This window comes from Microvirga sp. 2YAF29 (assembly GCF_052114605.1).
In the GTDB taxonomy this organism is placed as follows: domain Bacteria; phylum Pseudomonadota; class Alphaproteobacteria; order Rhizobiales; family Beijerinckiaceae; genus Microvirga.
Window position 1 is genome coordinate 1 of record NZ_JBFRFB010000008.1, and the last position, 18330, is coordinate 18330.

Annotated in this window: 20 protein-coding genes; 10 read left to right on the plus strand and 10 right to left on the minus strand. The window is 63.7% G+C overall.

Features of this window, described 5'->3' with window-relative positions:
* Positions 1–157: 157 nt before the first annotated feature.
* A complete protein-coding gene (locus AB4Y85_RS12080; protein WP_441985151.1) occupies positions 158–784 on the minus strand; it encodes a LysE family translocator in 627 nt (208 codons plus the stop codon).
* A gap of 140 nt (positions 785–924) precedes the next feature.
* Between AB4Y85_RS12080 and AB4Y85_RS12085 the strand changes: the two genes are divergently transcribed.
* Positions 925–2709, plus strand: coding sequence for an ABC transporter ATP-binding protein (locus tag AB4Y85_RS12085; RefSeq protein WP_441985152.1), 1785 nt, complete (start codon positions 925–927; stop codon positions 2707–2709).
* Positions 2710–2834: 125 nt separating this feature from the next.
* Here AB4Y85_RS12085 and AB4Y85_RS12090 read toward each other — a convergent pair whose 3' ends face one another.
* The gene (locus AB4Y85_RS12090) at positions 2835–3557 is read right to left on the minus strand and encodes a fused DSP-PTPase phosphatase/NAD kinase-like protein (protein ID WP_441985153.1); all 723 of its coding nucleotides are present in this window, start codon (positions 3555–3557) and stop codon (positions 2835–2837) included.
* A gap of 299 nt (positions 3558–3856) precedes the next feature.
* Between AB4Y85_RS12090 and AB4Y85_RS12095 the strand changes: the two genes are divergently transcribed.
* From AB4Y85_RS12095 to AB4Y85_RS12130, 8 genes are all read left to right on the plus strand, one after another.
* Complete coding sequence (locus AB4Y85_RS12095) at positions 3857–4138, plus strand: acyl carrier protein (protein ID WP_009490841.1); 282 nt, start codon at positions 3857–3859, stop codon at positions 4136–4138.
* Positions 4139–4281: 143 nt separating this feature from the next.
* On the plus strand, positions 4282–4737 hold the full coding sequence (locus AB4Y85_RS12100) for a 3-hydroxyacyl-ACP dehydratase FabZ family protein (RefSeq protein ID WP_441985154.1): 456 nt from the start codon (positions 4282–4284) through the stop codon (positions 4735–4737).
* Positions 4738–4741: 4 nt separating this feature from the next.
* Positions 4742–5860 (plus strand): beta-ketoacyl-ACP synthase, encoded by a 1119-nt coding sequence (locus AB4Y85_RS12105; protein ID WP_441985155.1) that lies wholly within the window; start codon positions 4742–4744, stop codon positions 5858–5860.
* An 11-nt stretch (positions 5861–5871) separates the two neighbouring features.
* Positions 5872–7152, plus strand: coding sequence for a beta-ketoacyl-ACP synthase (locus tag AB4Y85_RS12110; RefSeq protein WP_441985156.1), 1281 nt, complete (start codon positions 5872–5874; stop codon positions 7150–7152).
* A 4-nt stretch (positions 7153–7156) separates the two neighbouring features.
* Positions 7157–7903, plus strand: coding sequence for an SDR family NAD(P)-dependent oxidoreductase (locus tag AB4Y85_RS12115; protein ID WP_441985157.1), 747 nt, complete (start codon positions 7157–7159; stop codon positions 7901–7903).
* A 311-nt stretch (positions 7904–8214) separates the two neighbouring features.
* Complete coding sequence (locus AB4Y85_RS12120) at positions 8215–9237, plus strand: zinc-binding dehydrogenase (RefSeq protein ID WP_441985158.1); 1023 nt, start codon at positions 8215–8217, stop codon at positions 9235–9237.
* Between the two features lie 100 nt (positions 9238–9337).
* Positions 9338–10312 carry a lipid A biosynthesis lauroyl acyltransferase gene (locus tag AB4Y85_RS12125; protein WP_441985159.1) on the plus strand — a complete coding sequence of 325 codons (975 nt, stop codon included), beginning with the start codon at positions 9338–9340 and terminating at the stop codon, positions 10310–10312.
* Between the two features lie 29 nt (positions 10313–10341).
* Positions 10342–11079 carry a DUF1223 domain-containing protein gene (locus AB4Y85_RS12130; protein WP_441985160.1) on the plus strand — a complete coding sequence of 246 codons (738 nt, stop codon included), beginning with the start codon at positions 10342–10344 and terminating at the stop codon, positions 11077–11079.
* 172 nt (positions 11080–11251) lie between these two features.
* Here the strand turns inward: AB4Y85_RS12130 and AB4Y85_RS12135 are convergent, their stop codons facing one another.
* The 3 genes from AB4Y85_RS12135 to AB4Y85_RS12145 all read right to left on the minus strand — a co-directional run bounded on the left by AB4Y85_RS12135 (position 11252) and on the right by AB4Y85_RS12145 (position 13431).
* Entirely contained in the window at positions 11252–11860 is a 609-nt protein-coding gene (locus AB4Y85_RS12135; protein WP_441985161.1) for a TPM domain-containing protein, read from the minus strand.
* Position 11861: 1 nt separating this feature from the next.
* Positions 11862–12605: a TPM domain-containing protein gene (locus AB4Y85_RS12140; protein WP_441985340.1), complete on the minus strand. Its 744-nt coding sequence runs from the start codon at positions 12603–12605 to the stop codon at positions 11862–11864.
* A gap of 220 nt (positions 12606–12825) precedes the next feature.
* Positions 12826–13431 (minus strand): LemA family protein, encoded by a 606-nt coding sequence (locus AB4Y85_RS12145; protein ID WP_441985162.1) that lies wholly within the window; start codon positions 13429–13431, stop codon positions 12826–12828.
* A 221-nt stretch (positions 13432–13652) separates the two neighbouring features.
* Between AB4Y85_RS12145 and AB4Y85_RS12150 the strand changes: the two genes are divergently transcribed.
* The gene (locus tag AB4Y85_RS12150) at positions 13653–14294 is read left to right on the plus strand and encodes a LysE family translocator (RefSeq protein ID WP_441985163.1); all 642 of its coding nucleotides are present in this window, start codon (positions 13653–13655) and stop codon (positions 14292–14294) included.
* Here the strand turns inward: AB4Y85_RS12150 and AB4Y85_RS12155 are convergent.
* The 5 genes from AB4Y85_RS12155 to AB4Y85_RS12175 all read right to left on the minus strand — a co-directional run bounded on the left by AB4Y85_RS12155 (position 14266) and on the right by AB4Y85_RS12175 (position 18217).
* Positions 14266–14775 (minus strand): hypothetical protein, encoded by a 510-nt coding sequence (locus tag AB4Y85_RS12155; RefSeq protein WP_441985164.1) that lies wholly within the window; start codon positions 14773–14775, stop codon positions 14266–14268. The genes AB4Y85_RS12150 and AB4Y85_RS12155 overlap by 29 nt on opposite strands.
* 183 nt (positions 14776–14958) lie before the next feature.
* Entirely contained in the window at positions 14959–16170 is a 1212-nt protein-coding gene (gene rlmN / locus AB4Y85_RS12160) for a 23S rRNA (adenine(2503)-C(2))-methyltransferase RlmN (RefSeq protein ID WP_441985341.1), read from the minus strand.
* Between the two features lie 195 nt (positions 16171–16365).
* Positions 16366–16662 carry a YciI family protein gene (locus AB4Y85_RS12165; protein ID WP_441985165.1) on the minus strand — a complete coding sequence of 99 codons (297 nt, stop codon included), beginning with the start codon at positions 16660–16662 and terminating at the stop codon, positions 16366–16368.
* 132 nt (positions 16663–16794) lie between these two features.
* Positions 16795–17505, minus strand: coding sequence for a hypothetical protein (locus tag AB4Y85_RS12170; protein WP_441985166.1), 711 nt, complete (start codon positions 17503–17505; stop codon positions 16795–16797).
* Between the two features lie 361 nt (positions 17506–17866).
* Complete coding sequence (locus AB4Y85_RS12175; protein ID WP_441985342.1) at positions 17867–18217, minus strand: YkvA family protein; 351 nt, start codon at positions 18215–18217, stop codon at positions 17867–17869.
* Between the last annotated feature and the right edge of the window lie 113 nt (positions 18218–18330).

Consider the following 18330-nt stretch of genomic DNA (forward strand, 5'->3'; position numbering starts at 1 on the left):
CCGCACCCGCTCGCTGGGCGTGGAGCACTTCGGCCAGACTGGCACGGTCAAGGACCTCTATCGACATTTCGGCATCGACGCCCAGGGCATCATCGCCGCTGCCGAAATGATCGCACCCGGCAAACCAATTCGCCACCTCAAGGCGGTGTAGGTATTTTCACGATTGCGAGGCGCGCAGCGTCACCGTCGCGATGCCAGCACCGATCAGCAGGCTGCCGCCGGCCTTGTTGATGATGCCGAGCGTGCGGGCGCTGCGGGCCATGGTCCGGGCCCGCGAGGCCACGAGTGCGTAGGCGACCACATTGGTGAAGGCCATGACAAGGAAGGTGGCTGCCAGCACGCCGACCTGCGGCAGGAAGGGCAGCTTCAGGTCGATGAACTGGGGCAGGAAGGCGACGAAGAAGACGAGACCCTTCGGGTTGAGCGCCGTTACGATCCAGGCATGGCCGAGCATCTTCAGGGACGAGGCGGCATCGGTTCGGGGTTTGGCGTCCAAGGCGCCGCCCGCGCGCCAGAGCTTGATGCCGAGCCAGACGAGATAGGCCGCGCCTATCCACTTCAACACAGTGAAGATCGTCGCCGAGGCAGCGAGAAGAGCGCCGAGGCCGAGCAGACACAGAGTCATGGCTGTGAAATCGCCGAGTGCAACTCCGATGGCCGTGGGCAGGGCCGTACGCCACCCCTGGCCCAGGGCATAGGAGACCACCAGCAGGATTGTCGGCCCTGGAATGACGAGGAGAACGGCGGAGGTGGCGACGAAGGCGAGCCAGATCTCAAGAGTCACGAGCGTTCTCCTGTTGCAGGTACGAATGGAGCCACAAATACTCGCGGCTGTCGATGCCAGCCTGTGTCGGCGCGGAATTTGCGGCTGAGAGGCCCGCGTGCTAACCCGCCAGCCTACGGAAAAGAGTATCAAGCAGCATCATGGCCCGTAAAAGCCTCGTTCGAGGCGATACCATCCCTCTGATCCGCCGCCTGTGGCGAGACTGGATGCGTCCGCATCTGAAGACGCTCGTCATCGTGATGGTGCTGATCGGATTGGTGGCGGGCACCTCGTCGCTCTACACCTTCCTGATCAAGCTGGCTTTCGACGCCTTCGCATCCCAGGACGCCGCAGTGCTGCAATACGGGCCGCTCGTGGTCATCGCGGTGACCTGCATACGCGGCTTCTCGCTGCTCGCTCTGACCATCCTGACCAACAAGGTGGTCACCAAGATCGAGGCGGACATGCAGACCGCCCTTTACGGCCGTATGATCGAGGCCGATCTCGCCCAGATCGGGCGTGAGAGTCCGGCCGCGCTCACTCAGCGATTCACCACGGACTTCCTGTTCATCCGCGAGGCGCTGACCCGTCTCTCCACCGTGTTCCTGCGCGAGATCGCCACCATCGTCGCCCTGGTCGTGGCCATGCTCTGGATCGATCCCGTGCTCACGCTGGTCGCGGGAATCGTCGCACCTATCATCGCCCTTCCCATCGATCGGATCGGACGGAAGCTGCGCCGCGTCGCCGCCTCCACCCAGGAGCAGGCGGGCCAGATGGCAAGCCTCATCACCGAGAGCCTCGCCGGCACGCGCATCGCAAAGACCTATCAGCTCGAAGGCTACCTCAAGAACAAGGCCGCCCAGACTTTCGACGAGGTGCGCCGCCTCAAGATGAAGGCGGCCAATGCCCGTGGCCGCCTCGATCCATTGCTCGAGGCCGCCGGCGGCGTCGCGGTGGCCCTGGTGCTGCTGCTCATCGGCCAGCGCATTCTCTCCGGCGAGAGCACGGTGGGCGATTTCATTGCCTTCGTGACGGCGCTGATCATGGCCGCCCAGCCGATCCGCGCTTTAGGCAACTTCAACGCCATCGTGCAGGAGGCCGCCGCCGCGTTGCAGCGCACCTTCGATGTGATGGACGAGACGCCCCGCATCCAGGACAAGGCGGACGCCGAGCCGCTCATGCTCAAGGGCGGCGAGATCCGGTTCTCGAATCTCGGCTTCGCCTATAACGACGAGGCTGCGGCGATCCAGCATGTGGATCTTGTGGCCGAGGCAGGCCAGACGACAGCTCTCGTCGGACGCTCCGGCTCCGGCAAATCGACCCTTCTGGCCCTCGTTCCGCGCCTTTACGATGTCACCGGCGGCGCGGTCCTCATCGATGGTCAGGACATTCGCGACGTGACGCTGGAGAGCCTGCGCCGTGCCATCGCCGTGGTCACGCAGGACGTGGTGCTGTTCGACGACACGGTTCGCGCCAACATCAATTTCGGCCGTCCCGGCGCGTCCGAGGCGGAGATCGTGAAGGCCGCCAAGGCTGCTGCGGCGCATGACTTCATCATGAAGCTGCCCGAGGGTTACGACACCGTCGTCGGCCCTGGCGGCGGACGCCTTTCGGGCGGCGAACGCCAGCGCATTTCGCTCGCCCGCGCCTTCCTCAAAGATGCGCCGATCCTGCTGCTCGACGAGGCCACGAGCGCGCTGGATTCCGAATCCGAGCGGCTGGTGCAGGATGCGATCGCTAAGCTCATGCGCGGGCGCACGACGCTCGTCATCGCCCATCGTCTCTCGACAGTGCGTGACGCGGAAAAGATCGTGGTCATGGATCAGGGCCGCGTGATCGAAACCGGCTCCCACGACGCGCTCATCACTAAGGGCGGCGCCTATGCCCGCCTGCACCGCCTCCAGCTCTCCGACGACAGCGAGCAGCGTCTGGCGGTTTCGTCTTAAAGCAACCTTTCGTCATGGCCGGGCTTGCCCCGGCCATCCCGATCCCAAAAGCGTGGTGCTCCAAACAATCGGGATCACCGGCACAAGGCCGGTGATGACAGCGGAGAAAATGGAAAATTCAGTCCCTACTCGCGCCGCATGATGCGGTCGACGAGGAGGTTCGACCAGAAGCTGGGGCGGAAGCTCTTTTCCAGGGCCTCGGCATCGTAATGGTGCTCGAGCCAGGTGAGGAAGGGGATGCCCTTGGCCTCGCCCTTCTTCCGATACAGGTCGAAGAAGGCGTCGAGAATGCCGGTTTTCGAGAAGCGGAAATGCCCGAAGCGCACGGAGAGCTGGCGCTGGGCCTCGTCGATGGACTTGCCCTCCTGCAGGATCAGGAAGAGAGCCGCCACGAAGCCCGCCCGGTCCGCGCCCGACTTGCAGTGCAGGACGGCCGGGTACTCCACTTTGGCGAAGAAGTCCTTGGCCTGGAGCAGGGTCTCCCGGTCCGGCGCCCCGCGCGAGCGCACGATGAATTCCACCAGATTGATGCCGAGCCGCTCGCAGGTCTCCTTCTGGAGCTGCCAGGAGCCGTGCTCGCGCCCGCCGCGCAGATTGATTATGGTGCGCACGCCCTCGCTTTTAAGCGCCGCGATCTGATGCGGGGCCGGCTGGGCCGAGCGCCACAAACGGTCCGACACCCGGTGCTTGTTGAGGTAGAGGAGGCGGAAGACACCGTGATCGACGAGCAGCATGTTCGCCCAGGCGCGCACGCGCCCGGCATGCCCCTCGATGGGCTTGTCCCATCGGGCGATCCGGGCCATGCGGCGCGCATAGCGGATTTCAGGTTTGAGGAACCTGTTGAGCACGTCGACCCCGTCGTCGGTTGTCGTATAAAAAGGATAGCCGGGTCGTGAGGCCGCAGGCCGGCTCCTTATCCTCGAAGGAGGCGGATTAATCAACTCCTTGAAGCCGAAGGCCTTTGACGCGGGCCGGACAGACCCACAGAGCTTTCGAAATGCAACCTATCGGTTGCCGCTGAGCCACCTCTCGTGTAAGGGGTGCGCTCCAAGACAACCCTCCTTGACGACGAGAGAGGCTTGCGGGCCGCCTTCGGCCCGTAACGGCGCTGCATCGTCAAGCCACAGCATTTCAGGAGAGCGGCGTCATGTCGTCTACCTTCGAGACCGTCGCCGGCATCATTTCCGAGACCGCCGACATCCCGCGCGAGCAGATCACCCCCGAGAGCCACGCCATCGAGGATCTGGGCATCGACTCGCTCGCCTTCCTCGACATCGCGTTCGCCATCGACAAGGCCTTCGGCATCAAGCTGCCGCTCGAGCAGTGGACCCAGGAAGTCAACGAAGGCAAGGCTCCGGCCGAAGAGTACTTCGTGCTCAAGAACCTCGTGGCGCGCATCGACGCGCTTGTGGCCGCCAAGCAGGCCTAAGAAGCCCAAGTCTAAACCTCAACAACACCATCCCGGCGGGCCGGCCTTTCGAGCCGGCTCGAAGAGGCGATCCATTAAGCGGCTCTGCCTCATGGATTCCTTTCCTGTTTCACCCGCCGGGAGCGACATGGTACGGGACCGGGATGCGCCTCGAATATTTTGAAATGATCGACCGGGTGACGGGCCTCGACCGCGAGAACAAGCGGATCGAGGTGACCTCCACGGTTCCCCAGGAAAGCCCCGTCTTCGAGGGGCATTTCCCCGGCCATCCCCTCGTGCCCGGCGTGCTGCTGACCGAGACTATGGCCCAGGCTTCCGGCTATCTCGTTCTCGGCCTCATGGGCTTCACCCACATGCCGTTCCTCATGGCGGTGGATAAGGCGCGCTTTCGCACCTTCGTCGGACCGGGTACGGTGCTCACCGTCCAGGCCCAGCTGGAGCATGAGGGCTCGGGCTATGCCGTGACCAAGGCCAAGATCCTGGCCGAGGGCAAGCCGATCTGCGATGCGGAGCTGCGGTTCAGGATCATGCCTTTCCCCGAGGGCATGGACGGCCAGATGCGCGCCCAGGCGCGCCGCATCGGCCTCACGGAGGAGTAATCTGATGCGTGATGTGGTGATTACCGGAATTGGCCTCGTCTCCGGCGCGGGCGAGGGGCTGGAGGCGCATCTTGCCGCCCTGTCGCGCGCGCCGAACACCGATGCCGAGACCTTCGCGCCCTTCCTGGTCCATCCGGTCGTCCCCCTCGAATGGGACCGGCAGATCCCGAAGAAATCCGACCAGCGCCAGATGGAGCCCTGGCAGAAGCTCGGCTGCTATGCGGCAGGCCTCGCGCTCGACTCCGCTGGCGTGAAGGACGACACGGAGCTCAAAGGCCGCATGCAGCTCATCGTCTCCGCCGGCGGCGGCGAGCGCGATTATGCCGTCGATGGGCAGATCCTCACGGGGTTGGCGAAAGCCGACAATCCCGGCGTATTTCTCAATGAGCGCCTGATGGGCGATCTGCGGCCGACTCTGTTCCTTGCGCAGCTCTCCAACCTGCTCGCCGGCAACATCTCCATCGTGCATGGCGTGACAGGTGCTTCCCGCACCTTCATGGGCGAGGAATCGAGCGGCGTGGATGCGATCCGCATCGCGAAGGAGCGCATTGCGTCGGGCCAGGACGACATTTTCCTGGTGGGCGGGGCCTACAATGCCGAGCGCCCTGACGTTCTGCTGATCTACGAAATGGGCGGCTTCCTGTGGAAGCAGCCTTACGCTCCGGTCTGGGAGCGCCCCGAAGACGGCGGCGGCATGATTCTCGGCTCCGGCGCGTGCTTCCTGGTGCTGGAATCGCGCGAGCATGCCGAAGCCCGCGGCGCGAAGCCGTTGGCAGTCTTGGCAGGCGTGGCCTCCGACCGCTCCCGCCGCAAGCCGGGCAGCGTCGAGCAGGCGCTTCATGCGCTCGCGAGCAAGCTGGAGGCCAAGCCCGACGTAGTGATCTCCGGCGCAACCGGCGTGAAGGGCATCACGGAAGAAGAGCAGGCGGCGTTGAAGGATATCGCGCCCAACGCGGCGGTTCATGCAACCGGCGATCTCGTCGGTCACACCATGGAAGCCCAGGCGCCCACGGGCGTGGCGCTCGCCGCCGGGCTGATCGCGCAGGGTGCGGCCCATGAGGCGCTCGTCACCTCCGTTGGCCATTGCCGCGGCGAGGGTGGCCTGCGGGTCATCAAGGCTTGAGGAGACAAGTTATGGCGCTTCGCGACAAACAGGGCCGTCCGCTCGTTGCCGTTACCGGCATGGGCGTGGTCACATCCCTCGGCAAGGGCAAGGACGACACCTGGGCCGCGCTGACGGCGGGCAAATCCGGCATTCACCGCATCAACCGCTTTCCCACGGAAGGCCTGCGCACCACGATTGCGGGCACCATCGATTCCGTCGATGTGGAGCCTTTCTGCGCGCCCATGCTCTCCGAGCGCCTTGCCATGCTGGCGGGCCAGGAAGCGGTGGGCCAGTCGGGATTGGCGCAGGAGGATTTCCCCGGCGCGCTCTTCATCGCCGTGCCGCCGGTCGAGATGGAATGGCCGCAGCGCGAGGCGCTCGCCGAGGCATCCCACCAAGACGGCGACGTAACCTACAAAGACCTGCTCAAGGCCGCGGCCACGGGTAAGTTCAAGAAGTGGCACGATCTGTTCATCTTCGGCACGGTGGCCGACCGCGTCGCCGACAAGTTCGGCACGAAAGGCTCGCCGATTTCGCTCTCCACCGCCTGCTCGTCGGGCGCCACCGCCATCCAGCTCGGCGTCGAGGCGATCCGCCGGGGCGAGACGGATGCCGCGCTCTGCATCGGCACGGACGGCTCGGTGAATCCGGAATCGCTCATCCGCTTCTCGCTGCTCTCCGCGCTCTCGACGCAGAACGAAAATCCGGAAGGTGCGTCGAAGCCCTTCTCCAAGAACCGCGACGGCTTCGTCATGGGCGAGGGCGGTGCCGCTCTCGTGCTGGAGAACGCGGAAAGCGCGAAGGCGCGCGGCGCGAAAATCCTCGGCTATGTACTTGGCTGTGGCGAGAAGGGCGACGGCTTCCATCGCACACGCTCCTCGCCGGACGGCATGCCCGCCATCACGGCGATCCGCCAGGCGCTGGAAGATGCGGGCGTTGCTCCTGAGGACATCGACTACATCAACGCGCACGGCACCTCGACGCCGGAGAACGACAAGATGGAAGCCATGAGCTGCACCGCCGTGTTCGGCGAGCGCATGGCAAGCCTGCCGATCTCGTCCAACAAGTCGATGATCGGTCACACGCTCACGGCCGCCGGCGCGGTCGAGGCGGTGATGTCGCTGCTGACCATCGGCTCGGGCCGCATTCCGCCGACGATCAATTATCAGGTGCCGGATCCCGCGATCCCGCTCGACGTGGTGCCGAACGTCGCCCGCGACGCGAAGGTGAACTACGTTCTCTCGAACTCCTTCGGCTTCGGCGGCCAGAATACCTGCCTCGTCTTCGGGGCCGAGCCGAAGGGGGCTTAAAGATATGACCCGCATTCTCGTCACAGGCGGTGGCAAAGGCGTCGGCGCAGCCATCGTGCGGGCGCTCGTTGCCGCCGGTCACGATGTGGATTTCACCTATCGCTCCTCAGGCGATGCCGCGAAGGCTTTGGCCGATGAATTGATGGCCTCGCACGCAGGCCGCTCCATCAAGGCGCATGAGGTCGATCTCGCCGACAAGGCGGCGCTGGAAACCTTCTGCGAAATGCTGGAGGGCGAGAGCTTTTTTGGCCTCATCCATAATGCGGGCCAGCCTTACGATGCGCTCGCCGCCATGATGCAGCAGGACAAGGCCGAAGCCGCCATGCAGGTGAACTTCTGGTCGATGACCCGCATCGCCAAATCGATGATGCGCGGCATGATCCGCGCGAAAGCCGGGCGCATCGTCGCCATCGGCTCCGTCGCCGCGCTCCAGGGCAATCCCGGCAACGCGGCCTATGCGGCCTCCAAGGGCGCGCTCATCTCCTATTGCCGCACGCTCTCGGTCGAGACCGCCAAGCGCGGCGTCACCGTCAACGTGATCGCGCCGGGCTTCATCGACACGGACATGATGGCGCCGTATGCGGCCTACCGCGAAAACATGGAAAAGCAGATTCCCGCCGGCCGCTTCGCCAAGCCGGAGGAAATCGCGGGCCTTGCCGCCTTCCTCATGTCCGAGCCTGCCGCCTATATCACCGGCACGGTGCTGCCCATCGACGGCGGCCTGACTTCGATGCTGGGCGTGCATCGGTAAAACCTGAAGTGTCATCCCGGGCGGTGCAGCCGATCCGGGATTGCCAAGAGGATGAGGCACCTGCATCTCCACCTGTTATTTCCGCGCAGGCGGGAATCCATATCCGCTAGAGATAAGAATGAAGCGTGCGGAGACCATCGCGCCTCTCCTCGCACCGTCGTGGTAATGGATCCCCGCCTGCGTGGGGATGACCCTTCAAGCCGACCGGACCTTGCCATTCCCCCGCTCGCCCTTTAAGCCGCCGGGAACAGATTTCTCCGTTGCCGCCGCGCTTTACGCCGTGGGCTGCGACGCCATCAGGATTGTTGTCCATGCGCTCCCTCCAGCTTTTCGGCGACCGTGACATTCGCATCACCGAGATGGACGCTCCTCCGCCCCCGGCTGCGGGCGAGGTGCAGGTTCGCGTCAAGGCGCTGGGGCTGAATTATCTCGATGTCTGGGGCTTTCGCGGCATGGCGTTCGCCAAGCGCAAGATGCCTCAGGCCGTGGGCGTCGAGGCTGCGGGCGAGATCGCTGCGGTGGGCGAGGGCGTGACGCGTTTCAAGGTCGGCGATCCGGTTACCATGTACGGCGCAGAGACCTGCGGCCATTGCAGCGCTTGCCGCAAGGGCTGGGACAATCTCTGTGAGAACGTCAAAGGCATCATGGGCTTCCATATCGATGGGTTCGCCCGCGAGCTGATCAACCGGCCCGAACGCCTCGTGATCCCGGTGCCGAAGGGTGTTTCCTTCGAGCAGGCGGCCTGCGCGCCCATCGGCTTCGGCACGGTGCAGCACATGCTGTTCGACAACGCCAAGCTGGAGCCTGGCGAGTCGATCCTCGTCCATGCGGGCGGCTCCGGCATCGGCACGGCGGCGATCAAGATGGCGAAGGCCATCGGCTGCACGGTGTATACGACGGTGGGCGACGACGAGAAGGGCGAGAAAGCGAAGGCGCTGGGCGCCGATTTCGTCGTCAATTACCGGAAAGAGCGCTTCGAGGGCGAGGTTCGCCTGCTCACCAAGCGAAAAGGCGTGGACGTCGTGTTCGAGCATGTGGGCGCTGAGACCTGGAACGGCTCGCTCCTCTGCCTCAAGCGCGGCGGAAGGCTCGTCACCTGCGGCTCGACCTCGGGCGTGTCCACCACCATGAACCTGATGCAGCTCTTCCAGCAGCAATACCGGATCTTCGGCTCCTTCGGCTGCCGCATCGAGAATATCAGCCAGTCGCTGGAGAAGATGGCCGCCGGTATGAGCCCGGTCATCGATTCGGTCTTCCCGCTCGATGAATTCCAGAAAGGTCTGGAGCGCCTGGAAGGCCGCAAGGTCTTCGGCAAAGTCATCGTGACGTTCTGACCTCTGGTAAGAACCGCCCTTCAACCACAGATCTTGACGAAACGGGCTCCTCGCGGAAAACACGCGGGAAGCCTTTTCCTTTTTGGACCGGATACCGCACGTGCAGCCACATCAACGCCCCCGCAGCCTCCTCTCGCGTCTCTCGGAGACCGTGATGGTCGGCGTCGTGCGCGGCGTGTTCGCCTTCTCCCGCGCCATCGGCCCCGAGCGTTCCGGCGCTTTCGGCGCGGCGCTTGCCCGCTGGATCGGGCCGCTGTTGAAAGCGCACAGGACCGCGCTCGCCAATATCCGCGCGGCCTATCCTGAGAAGTCGGATGCCGAGGTAAAGGCCATCGCGCGCGGGGCCTGGGACAATCTCGGCCGCACCGGCGGGGAATATCCGCATCTCGGCCGTCTGTTCGATTTCGATCCCGACAGCACGGTTCCCGGCCGCACGGAAGTGGACGGCATCGACCACTTCTTAAGCCTTTGCGACGACGGCAAGCCCGGTATCGTGTTCTCCGCCCATCTCGCCAATTGGGAGCTGCCAGCAATCTGCGCCGCGCGCTTCGGGCTCGACACCACGGCGGTGTTCCGCGCGCCCAACGAACCGGCGATTGCACGGGTGCTGCATGAAATCCGCAGTGAGACCATGGGCAACCTGGAAGCCGCCCGCCAGGGCGCGGCCTTTTCCATGCAGGCGGCTTTGGAGAAGGGCGGCCATCTGGGGATGCTCATCGACCAGCACTTCACCCGCGGCGTGCTGGTGGATTTCATGGGCCGCAAGGCCCTGGTGAATCCGATCCTCGGCAAGTTCGTCCGCCGCTTCGATTGCCCGGTCCACGGGGTGCGGGTGATCCGTCTGCCGAACCATCGCTTCCGCCTCCAGCTGACCCCCGCCCTCGATCTCCCGCGCGATCCCGATGGGCAGATCAACGTGCAGGGCGCCATGCAGGCCATGACCTCCGTGGTGGAGGAATGGGTGCGCGAGACGCCTGAGCAATGGCTGTGGATGCATCGCCGCTGGCGTGTGCCAGTTGCCGCTGCGCAGGCCCCGGAACTCAATGGCGCTCAAGCTAAAGTGACTTCCCATTGAGGCGGGCTCGGTGTTTCATGGCGGGCATCATGGCGTCCCGATTGAAATGGTCCCTGGCGGCTCTCGGCCTAGCTGCCCTCCTTCAGCCTGCGTTCGCGGAACCGCCGCGCGCGGTGCTCGAACTGTTCACCAGCCAGGGCTGCTCCTCCTGCCCGCCGGCCGATGAGCTTCTAGCCGACCTCGCCCGCAAGCCGGATATCGTGGCGCTCTCCTTCCCGGTGAACTACTGGGATTATCTCGGCTGGAAGGACACGCTTGCCCAGAAGGCCTTTACGCTGCGCCAGAAGGCTTATGCCCATGCCCGCAGCGACCGGCAGGTCTTCACGCCGCAGATGATCGTGAACGGCAAGAAATCCTGCATCGGCTCCGACCGGAAGCAGGTGGACAAGGCCATCGGCTATGCCACCGACGGCCATACCCTTCTCCCGGTGGATGTGGACCTGCGGGAAGAGAACGGCACGCTCACCGTCTCCGTGACCGAGACCGCCCGCACGGTTCAGCGCATCGCGGAAGTATGGGTTCTGCCCGTGCTGCGCGAGCAATCCGTGCCGATCGGGCACGGCGAGAACCAGGGCAAGACCATCACCTATGTCAACGTGGTGCGGGGCCTGACCAAGGTCGGCGAGTGGGCCGGCGGCCAGGGAAGCTTCCAGGTCTCCCTCGACACCGCCCGCAGCGGCGGCGACGGCTATGTGGTGCTGCTCCAAACCTCGGAAGCCGACCGTCCCGGCACGATCCTCGGCGCTGCCAAGAGTTCGGGGCTTTGAGCGCGGGTCGCTGAAAGAGCGCTCGGGACGCGCTCACAACCCCCGTCGCGTCATGGCCGGGCTTGTCCCAGCCATCCCGATTGGAAAAGCACAACGCTTCAAACAATCGGGATCACCGGCACAAGGCCGGTGATGACGGGAGAGCAGACTGGTTTGATCGCTCGCCCTGCTTCTAGAGCAGGATGATCTTGTTCGGCAGCTCGTCCTCATCCTCGAAGCGCGGCGGGGCATGCTCGGCCAGAATCGCGCCGGCCCGCCTGATCGCCTCGGCCAGCCCGTCGGCCATCGACCCGGCCTTTATGGCCATCGTCAGCTTCTCGATGATCTCGACCCACACATCCGGCCCGACCCGGTCGGCGATGCCGGTATCCGCCAGGATTTCCGCGTGGTGCTCAGCAAGCGCCACATAGATCAGCACGCCGGTCTTGTCCCGCGTGCGGGTGAGGCCTCGCCGGATGAACTCGCGGGAGGCTGCCTCATGGGCCTGCGCCCGCTTGATCGAACGCGGCACCAATTGATACCGCAGCTGCGGCAGGGAGAGGGCAAGGCTCGAAGCCAGCGCCACGCCGAGCTGAATCATGAAGATTCGGCTCGCGCTTAAGTTCGTCAGCTCGATCAGCGGCCAGGGCAGGGCGAGCGCTATCAGAAGCGCCCATAGCAGCGGAATGGCGCGGTAGGTATCCGCCTGTTTGGCCAAAACCACGACGATCTCGCCGGATGTGTCGTCCTCCACGTCGCGGATGACGTTCGCGAGGCGTGCCTGGTCGTCCATCGACAGCATGCTACCAACTCCCCGAGGCACCGCCGCCTCCCGATGATCCGCCACCGCCCGAGAACCCGCCGCTTCCGCCGGACCAGCCTCCACCTCCACCCGACCATCCGCCGCCGCTTCCTGTGGTGACGATCCACGGGCCGCCGCGCCGGCGTCCGATGCCCTGGCTGGAGTGCACGCCGCGCACCATGCGGATGATGAAGAAGAAGAGGATCAGGAGGATGATGAAGGCGATCACGGGATCGGTGCCCGTACCGCTATCCTCGCGCACCTCGGCGCGCCGCTGCCATTCCTCCGCATCGCCGGTGAGAATCGACAGGATGGCGTCCACGCCCGCATCGATGCCGCCCGCGAAATTGCCCTTCTGAAATTGCGGCGCGATGGCCGTGGTGATGATGACCTTGGACAGCGCATCGGTGAGCGCGCCCTCGAGGCCGTAACCAACCTCGATGCGCAGCTTACGGTCTTTGGGCGCGATCAGCAGCAGCACGCCGTTGTTGTTTTTCTTCTGCCCAAGCTGCCAGTGGCGGAAGAGGCGATTGGCGTAATCTTCAACGCTTGTTCCGTCGAGCGAGGTCACCGTCGCGACGACCACCTGATCGGAGGTCTTGTCCTCGTAGGCCTTGAGCTTGGCCTCCAAAGCCGCGCGCTCCTCGGGTTTGAGGATATTTGCAGTATCGACCACGCGACCCGCGAGGGGCGGGAAGCTTTGGGCGAGGGCAGGGAGGGAAAAGAGAAGAATGAAGAGCGCAATGAAGAGCGCTGCGGTTATTCCCTTCCCCTTGCGGGGAGGGTGGTTTGACCGGGTGGGAGCGATCCAGATCCCTTCCACATCATCCCCGGACTTATTCCGGCCATGACGCGGCAGGGCTGCTCTGCGCACTGCATGACGCGAAGCGCTCCGACTTTGCGACCCCCACCCTCGATCCCTCCCCGCAAGGGGGAAGGAAGAAACCGGCGCGTTCGTCATGCGCTTAGAACTTCACCTCGGGGGGCCGATCGGAACCGGCGGTGGCGGTGAAGGTCTCCATGGGCTTGGCGTCCGGATAGACCACGGCAGCGATCCAGCGGCCCGGGATCGTGCGCAGTTCGGTGTTGTAGGCGCGGACGGATTCGATGTAGTCGCGCCGGGCGACCGCGATGCGGTTTTCCGTGCCTTCGAGCTGCGATTGCAGGGCCAGGAAGTTGGCGTTGGACTTTAGCTCTGGATAGCGCTCGACGGTGGCGAGCAGGCGGCCGAGAGCGCCGGAAAGCTGGTTCTGCGCCTCCTGAAACTGGCGGAACTGTTCGGGATTCGTAACGGTCGAGGCATCAACCTGGACCTGGGAGGCCTTGGCGCGGGCTTCCGTCACCTGGGTCAGCACCTCGCGCTCCTGCTGGGCGAAGCCCTTCACGGTCTCGACGAGGTTGGGAATTAGGTCGGTACGGCGCTGGTACTGGTTCTGCACCTCGCTCCAGGCGGATTTGGCCTGTTCTTCCAGGGTCGGCACATTGTTGATGCCACAGGCGGACAGGGTGACAGCCAAAAGGATGCCCGTCAGAGCGGCGCGAATCCGGGGCGGCAGATGGAGGGCCTTCATGTCTGTCCTTCTCGCGAATCGGTCATTGAACCTTTGCGGGAACAACAGATGGGGCAATGGTGCGGCTTCAACAAGGCGCATGCTGCGCGGATGGATGGTTCTCCTCGGCCATTCCGCGTTTTCCGTTGCGGCAATACCCCCTGGAAGACAGGGCGTTTTTCGCTTTATGAGAGCGGATGCTTGAGGCATGATCCCGCCGTTTCGCCATCAGGACCACGCCCATGACCTTCCTGCCCGATCTGAGCACGATGCTGACCTATTCGCTGGCCTGCTTCGTGCTGTTCATCACGCCAGGGCCGGACATGAGCCTGTTTCTGGCGAAGACCATGGCGGGCGGCCGGAAGGCCGGAATGGCCTCCATGACGGGCGCCATGGCGGGAAGCGTTGTCCATACGCTGCTTGCGGCTCTGGGCCTCTCGGCTTTGCTCGCGGCCTCCGTCACCGCCTTCACGATCCTGAAAGTCGTCGGTGCGCTTTACCTGCTCTGGATGGCTTTTGACGCGGTGCGTAACGGCTCGGCGCTCTCCTTGAAGGAAGAGGGCCGCGTCGAGGTCTCGTTCTGGAAGACCTTTCTAATGGGCGTCGGAATCAATCTCACAAACCCGAAGATCGTCCTGTTCTTCGTGACCTTCCTGCCGCAATTCGTGGACGCGAACGATCCGCATGCCGCCGACAAGCTTCTGTTTCTCGGCCTCTATTTCATCGCCTTCACGGGACCTCTGGGCGCCATCATGATCCTGGGTGCCGAGAAGATGATCGCGCTCCTGCGCAACCATCCGAAGGTGATGCGGGGAGTCGACTATTCCTTCGCCGGGCTTTTCGGCGCCTTCGCGGTCAAGATCTTGACCGCGTCGGCGCGCTAGGCGGGAGAGACGGGGCGGCGCGTCCGCCTGCATCGCGACCCGCGATGACCCAATAGACGAAGCCCGCCACAGCACCCGTAAGTCCGAGGATGAGGCTCACGTGTAGTTCGGCGGGGTTGGCGACGCGCGCGGCCCCGCGCAAGATCCACGGCACCGCCGCCGTCAGCACGCCGGTCGCAAGCACATGCCAGAGAAAACTCCGCATCCGCAGAACCTCGCTGACCACGGCGACCATGAGCGGCGGCAGCACGAGCAGCGTGAACACGATGCGCCCCACGGCCTGCATGGCATCGGCGATGAGAGGACCGGGATCATCCGTCGAGAACACCGCGTCGATCAGGTTCCAGAAACCGACGAACAGCGTCTCCCCCGTCAGCGTCGCCATGAGAGGATCGACGGCGGAAGCGATGAGAAAGAAGAAGCCGCTCGCGCCGATGGCGATGAGTAGCGCGAAGGGGATGAGGAGGAGCCAGCGGATCATGAGGTGGTTATAGGGCGGGCGGTGTCAGGTGTCTGCTGGATGGCGATGCGCCAGCGCGGCCATGGTCTTAAGGGACTGCTGTCTGACGGACCATGGAAAAACGCTTCGGCAAAGTCGTTCGCCGAAGCGTTGCATGGATCACAGGGAAGCAGGAAAAACCAAGCTTCCTTTGGAAAGGAAATCCTACTCCCCGTTCCCCACCGCATACACGCCTTCCGCTCCGATGCCCTGTTCGGCCATCATGCGGGCGCGGGCGCGCAGCTTTTCCGTCTCGCTCTTGAGCTGGCCGCATGCCGCGAGGATGTCGCGGCCGCGCGGGGTGCGCACCGGCGAGGCATAGCCCGCGCGGTAGACGATCTCGGAGAAGCGCTCGATCTGCTCCCAGTCCGAGCACTCGTATTTCGAGCCGGGCCAGGGATTGAACGGGATCAGGTTGATCTTCGCCGGAATGCCTTTCAGCAAGCGCACGAGCTCGCGCGCATCGGCATTGGAATCGTTCACGCCTTTGAGCATCACGTATTCAAAGGTGATGCGGCGCGCGTTCGACAGGCCGGGATAGGCGCGGCAGGCATCGAGCAACTGCTTGATGTCGTATTTGCGGTTGATCGGCACCAGCACGTCGCGAAGATTGTCGCGCACAGCGTGGAGCGAAATCGCCAGCATGGTGTTAGCCTCGGCGCCAAGACGCTCCATCTGCGGCACGACGCCGGAGGTGGAAACCGTGATGCGGCGGCGGGACAGGGACAGGCCTTCGCCATCCGACATGACGTCGATGGCGGCGATCACGTCATCCGGATTGTAGAGCGGCTCGCCCATGCCCATGAACACGATGTTGGACACGAAGCGTCCGCCGTCGTTGGGCACGAATGCACCTTCCGGCGGCGTGGCATCGGGCCAGTCGCCGATCATGTCACGCGCCACGATGAGCTGCGCGACGATCTCGGCGGAGGTCAGGTTGCGCACGAGGCGCTGCGTGCCCGTGTGGCAGAAGGAGCAGGTGAGCGTGCATCCGACCTGGCTCGATACGCAAAGCGTGCCGCGATCCGTCTCGGGGATGTAAACGCACTCGATCTCCGCGCCCTTGTCGAGCGGGCCGGTGGAAGCCATGCGGATCAGCCATTTGCGGGTGCCGTCCTTGGACACCTGCTCGGAGACCACCTGCGGGCGGGCAAGCGTATAGGCGTCGGCCAATTTGGCGCGCAGCTCCTTGCCCATATTGGTCATCTCGGCGAAGTCCTTGGCGCCCCGGAAATAGATCCAGTGCCAAAGCTGAGCCACGCGCATCTTCTGCTCGCGGTCCGGCACGCCGATGGAATCCAGCGAATCCTTCAGCTGGTCGCGGGTGAGGCCGATGAGCGAGCCGCCGCCGGGGGCAGCTCCCGCCGCCACCTTCATCTCCGCCGTCTTTTCGATGGACAAAGCGTCGGCCCCTGCCACGCGCGCGGCATCGCTTACGGCAACGGATGCCGCATTGGGGTTACGCTTGGCGATGTCGAGCACCGTCGCCATGGGAATCTCAAACCTCGTAGTTGGGATTTCGCGTGCCTATAACACGATTGCGACAGAAACGTGAGGTCCGTCGCAACGTTTTTAAAGTATGACGGGCACATCCTCGAAGGCTTTGCCCCAGAAAAGCAGCCGGTACTGTCTGCAGCCCGAACGGCAATAGGGGTCATTCTCGATCAACCGCACAGCTTCCTCGCGGGTATCGGTTTCCAGAACCCAGAGCGCGCCAAGAAACGGGCCACCCGGAACCTCGCGCAGACCGCCGCCGATGCGGATCTTATCCCTGTTTTCCTTCAGATAATCGAAATGAAGGCTCTCACGCTCCTGGCGGATATCGGCCATTCCCGGAAGATCATCGAAGATAGCAACCCATCTCGTCATAGGAGTGGCTCCGCTTGGATGATCAATGCAATATTGTATCCATAGATCGAGGCGGCACCAAGCCATAAAGAAAAAGCGTTCCGGGCAAGTGTCCGGAACGCGTTGTTTTTTGAAACCGAGCCGCAGCTTGTCTTAAGACGCACATTCCCGGCGGGCGTGATCCAGTGCTTTGCTGAAGCCGTTGAGCGAGTAGCGGTCCGTCAGGCTGCTGCCGCGGAGCGATTGGCTCTTGATGACCATGGTGCCGCTTCGGGCCATGGTGGAAATGGCCTGGCCTTCCTCGGCGGGGTTCTTCAGCCAGGCGCTCGCGGCCTTGGTGATGAGTGCATAGGACGTGTTGCCGATGGCGGCCTCGGCGGGAGCGTTCTCCTTGGCCGTGAAGCCGAGCACGAGGGCGACTTCGTTCTTCACGTTCTCCGCCGGGCGGAAGGACACGAAGAGATAGGCCGGGTCACGATTCAGGTTCTTCGGCAGGCGGTCCTGAGGCTGGCTCAGGGCGTAGCAGATCTTGGAGCGGCCGGTCTGAGCCGTGTAGACGCCCCAATCGCCGTAAGAGGTCACGAGAGAGGCGCCGCCCGGTCCCGTGGCAGCCTGGGCGGGCCGCGCGGCAGTTGCGGCTCCACCGGCAGCCGCTGCTGCGGCAGCAGGCTTGGTTGCCGAAGGCTTGGCGGCCGAGGGCGCTGCCGGAGCGGGTTTCGCTGCAACCGGCTTGGCCGGCGCGGTCCGTGTCGGCTTGGGGGCCGGACGCTGGGCCTGAGCTAGAGCTGCAGGCCCGGTTCCGATGATGACAAGGGCGGAAAGGATGCCCGCGGCGATGCCGCGCTGGAGAGATGCAGTAATCATAGGGCGGGACCATACGGGGGGATGGTTAAGAACTCTTCACCATCCCGTTAAGCCCAGCCCGCGCCCTTGGCGATGCGTCGAAACGTGGCAAGCCGAGCGGACGATATGCGCCTGGCCAAAACGAGGGCCGGTAAATTGGCATGACTTAGAGTCATCTGAAGAAGTCGGCAATCGTACTCAGAAAAATAAAAGGGCCGCATGAAGCGGCCCGCAAAGTTGAGAGGAAAAGATGTTCGTTTTTGAAATCAGGGAGGAGTTGAAATCATTTTTGGTCGAACGAGATCTTTCTTAAAAGCAAAAATATAATGTTGCAATAAGTCTATATTCTTTCTTCTGACTAGAATCCTAATAAGAGCAGATTTTATAGATGATCTATGGCGACTTCCCCTAGGGATTTCCGTGCCTTAGCTCTATGTTCTTCCGTAATGGAACTGGCGACCTGCGTAATTGCCGCAGCCAGCACGGCGGCATCGTCCGCAAAGCCTACCAGAGGCAGGAAGTCGGCTATCGCATCTGTGGGGAAGATGAAATAGGCGATGGCGCCGATGAGAATCAGCTTCACGCGGCTCGGCGTCTGCGGATCGGTCGCGCAGTAGAAGGCGGCCACCAGATCCTCGGCGAAGGGGATCTTGCCGGCTACGCGGCGCAGCTTCTCCCAGAAGCGCCGCTTCAGGCTCTCCTCGTCGCGGGTTTCCGCGCGCATGGCATCCATCTCGGCCTTGGTGAAAGGCTTGATGAAAGGGTCGCTCATGCTCGTCCTACTCCTTCTTGAGTCTAGTATCCGCCGTATCCAGCACTGCATAGATATGCATCCGGAACAGGAGA